This is a genomic window from Yoonia sp. (assembly GCF_017854415.1).
Lineage (GTDB): Bacteria > Pseudomonadota > Alphaproteobacteria > Rhodobacterales > Rhodobacteraceae > Yoonia.
This window is the reverse complement of sequence record NZ_JAFMHR010000198.1, coordinates 1-3,434: the sequence shown is the minus strand read 5'-3', so window position 1 is coordinate 3,434 and position 3,434 is coordinate 1. Positions and strand designations below refer to the sequence as shown.

Here is a 3,434-nt window from a genome sequence, read left to right as displayed (position 1 = left end):
TTTGACGGCAACACGCTGTTTGATTGGTGGAAAAGATCGGCCAAAGAACGCGGCGTCGAGTACCTGACCAACGAAGTGATTGCGATGAACCGCAATGCGGCAGGCACCCGCGTCGAAAGCGTGATCCTGAAATCCGGCGAAGTCGTCAGTTGCGGCACTGTCGTCAACGCGTCGGGTCCGCGCGCGGTTCTGACGTCGCGTATGGCGGGCATCGACATTCCGGTCGAGCCACGCAAACGCTATACGTTTATTTTTGAGGCAGCACAGCCGCTTGACCGCGATTTGCCACTGACAATTGACCCTTCGGGCGTGCATATGCGCACCGATGGCACCTATTATCTTGCGGGTTGCCCGCCTGACGATGATCCGGCGGTCGATTATGATGATTTCGTCCAAGACCACAGCATTTGGGAAGACAAGGTCTGGCCCATTATCGCAAACCGTATTCCGCAGTTCGAGGCGATCAAGCTGCGCAATTCGTGGGCGGGCCATTACGCCTATAACACCTTCGATCAAAACGCGATTTTGGGACCGCATACCGAGGTTGAGAACTTCATCTTCGTGAACGGCTTTTCTGGCCACGGTTTCCAGCAATCGCCTGCAATGGGACGCGGTACGGCGGAATTCATCACTTACGGTGAATATCGCGCACTTGATTTGACGCCCTTCAATTATGCCCGCATTGAGCGTGGCGAGAAATTCGTGGAAAAAGCGGTCATTTAGACCCCATGAGCTAACGTAAAGGAAATACAATGAAGAAACTTGTCCTGACAGGGGCCGCGGGTCAGCTTGGATCGCGCCTTCGCGAACCGCTGAGCAAAATGTGCGACGTGCTTGTATCGACGGATTTGGCTGAAGATGTTGGCGCGTTGTTTGACGGTGAGACTTATGTAAAGGCTGACCTGTCTAGTCTTGATGCGATGGTCGACCTTCTCAAAGGTGCTGACATGGTCGTGCACTTCGGTGCCATCGGGGACGAAGCCCCTTGGGACGACATTCTACAATCCAACATCATCGGGGCCTATAACATCTGGGAAGCTGCGTATCGCAATGGCGTCAAACGTGTTGTCTATGCCAGTTCCGTTCACGCTGTGGGCATGCACAAAAAGACCGACACAATCGGGCTTGATGTGCCGCACCGCCCTGACACCTATTACGGTTTGGCCAAGTGCTTTAGCGAAGACCTAGCCAGCCTTTACTGGGACAAGCGCGGGGTTGAGAGTGTGTGCATGCGTATCTTCTCATGTGCGCCAGCAACGAACGCGCGTAGTATCGGCACGTGGCTGTCCTATGATGACCTGATCCATCTGGTAGAACGTTCGGTCGATAGCCCAGTCGTGGGCTTCAGCATCGTTTATGGTATTTCTAACAATGACCGTGCCGTCGTGGATAATACCAAGGCGGGGCATCTGGGGTATCGCCCCAAAGACAACGCAGAACAGTTCGCGAAAGAAATTTTTGCCAGTACACCGCCTTTGGACAACACAGATCTTGCCAATCTTTGCATCGGCGGACCGTTTGCGACGGTTGAATTAGGCAACTCTGGTGTTGCAGGCATCACGCGTATGAACGCGACAAAAGACGACTAACTGGTTTTCTTGCCGGAGTGTGCAACCCACATCCCGGCAAGGATCAAGCCAACGCCAAGAACGCGCGCCCATAGATTGCCGGGGGCGCCCAAAGCCACATCAAGCAAGACGCCAAACACCATCTGGCCTGCGATGATCAGAAGGGCGGTCCGCGCTGCACCGATCCGTGCGATCAACCAGCTGCCTGCTGCAATAAAGACGACACCGACAATACCGCCAAGATATGCCCACCAAGGGGCTGCCTGCGGCTCACCAGCAAATAAACCGCCGACGATAAGCGCGATGACGGTAATGAACACTAATCCGACAAGGTGGTTCCAAAAAGAGCTTTCCATCGCAGACGTGGACAACGCCAACCGCCCATTGATCTGGCGGCTGAGCGAGACAAGAACGCCCGCAAAAATCGCAAGGCTCGCAAAGATAATCATGTGCTGCTCCCGAAGAATATCAGGATAAGGCTGCCAGCAATGATGAACGCCAACGAAACATAGTCGCGCCGCTGTGGTGTTCGCTGTGGCAGCCCGAAAAGCCCACGCATATCGGCAAACAAGCTGAACACCATCTGACCCGCTAACCCCAATGCAATCGTGCCGGACAAGGCCAATGCGCTATTCAATGTGGCTGATGTCAGCATAACGGTCACTGCACCTGATACACCGCCAAGGTACACCCAAAGGGGCGGGCGCGTGACTTCTGCGCGTTTGGGCCGCAAAATTGCAAGGAGAAAGAGCGCCGCAACGGTGCCTGTCAGATGCGGCACCCATGACGCAAAGAAAAGCGAGCCGTATGCTGCAAGTGTTCCATTAAACAACACCATCAACGACAGCAGGCCACCCGTCGCAAAAGCGGCAGCAAAATAAAATAGCGAAGTATTGGGCGGCTGTGTCATAGCCGCAGGTTTCTAGCTTTCAGAGCGGGAACGCAACAATGCTTTGACTGCACCATAATGTTCTTTCGGGCGTTCCGGTTGCGAAGACTTAACATGCCGGAGCTGATCCAAGATTGCGCGATTTGTCCTTGAAAGGCGCAATGCCGCATAGCGCGGCATCCATGCAGGCAGTGCATCAATTGCATGAGCGTGCAAAACCATCTGTTGTTCCGATTGGGTTAGCGCATCATATGGATCGGTGCAGTGGGTCTTGCGCAAAAGGTCGACGCAAAGGGCAACCAACTGGGGCGGATGGCCCTCGTCGGGTGGGACAGCAATTGCGGATCTGTGAATGGTAGGTAAATCCGCTTCCAATGCCGCAAAGCGTCGCTTCACGATTTGGTGCGCGATCAGCCATAATGCTGCCACACTGGTTAACCCCGATAGACACAAAACAAGCAATCTTCGTCCTCATCACTGCCCCTGTAGCACTCATACCCTTGTAGTTGGACCAGATTGAGACGCAATATGTACTTTCATGAGGCATCTACGGTCCTTCATTTTGACCCAATCCGGATGTTCCGTTGACACCCCAAGAATCCCTTATATAAGGCCCGAATTCATTGGTGTTGGTGGACCGCGCAAGCGGAACCCTGTCGTCGCGGCAAAATCCGCGAAAAGGACAACGCCCTTCGCAATATAAAAGAAGGAGATCAGCGTATGACTAAACGTACCGCTGCCAAGTACAAACTCGACCGCCGGATGGGCGAAAACATCTGGGGCCGCGCAAAGTCACCAGTCAACCGTCGTGAATATGGCCCCGGCCAGCACGGTCAGCGCCGTAAGGGTAAACTGTCCGACTTCGGTATCCAGCTGCGCGCAAAGCAAAAGCTGAAGGGTTACTATGGTGACCTGACCGAGAAGCAGTTCCGCCGCATCTTCGGCGAAGCCGAGCGTGTAAAAGGCGATACAGGTGA

Annotated in this window: 5 protein-coding genes and 1 pseudogene; 3 read left to right on the top strand and 3 right to left on the bottom strand. The window is 54.2% G+C overall.

The genetic code is table 11. The features are described from left to right. Together QZ197_RS15285 and QZ197_RS15280 are read left to right on the top strand one after the other, a co-directional pair. Nucleotides 1–723 (top strand): FAD-binding oxidoreductase (locus QZ197_RS15285; RefSeq protein WP_296433028.1); only part of this gene is annotated, 723 nt, incomplete at its 5' end. 29 nt (nucleotides 724–752) lie between these two features. Then, on the top strand, nucleotides 753–1,589 hold the full coding sequence (locus QZ197_RS15280; protein ID WP_296433027.1) for an NAD(P)-dependent oxidoreductase: 837 nt from the start codon (nucleotides 753–755) through the stop codon (nucleotides 1,587–1,589). On the opposite strand, the gene QZ197_RS15275 is transcribed toward QZ197_RS15280, so the two are convergent. From QZ197_RS15275 to QZ197_RS15265, 3 genes are read right to left on the bottom strand one after another with little or no spacing between them, the layout of a single operon-like run. Next, nucleotides 1,586–2,017, bottom strand: coding sequence for a DMT family transporter (locus QZ197_RS15275; RefSeq protein WP_296433026.1), 432 nt, complete (start codon nucleotides 2,015–2,017; stop codon nucleotides 1,586–1,588). The genes QZ197_RS15280 and QZ197_RS15275 overlap by 4 nt on opposite strands. Then, nucleotides 2,014–2,478, bottom strand: a complete 465-nt coding sequence (locus tag QZ197_RS15270; protein WP_296433025.1) for a DMT family transporter — start codon at nucleotides 2,476–2,478, stop codon at nucleotides 2,014–2,016. Before QZ197_RS15270 ends, QZ197_RS15275 begins: the two co-directional genes overlap by 4 nt. 12 nt (nucleotides 2,479–2,490) lie before the next feature. After that, nucleotides 2,491–2,919, bottom strand: coding sequence for a hypothetical protein (locus QZ197_RS15265; protein ID WP_296433022.1), 429 nt, complete (start codon nucleotides 2,917–2,919; stop codon nucleotides 2,491–2,493). 258 nt (nucleotides 2,920–3,177) lie between these two features. Here QZ197_RS15265 and QZ197_RS15260 point away from each other — a divergent pair. Continuing rightward, nucleotides 3,178–3,434 (top strand): annotated as a pseudogene (locus tag QZ197_RS15260) (30S ribosomal protein S4); the annotation flags it as partial.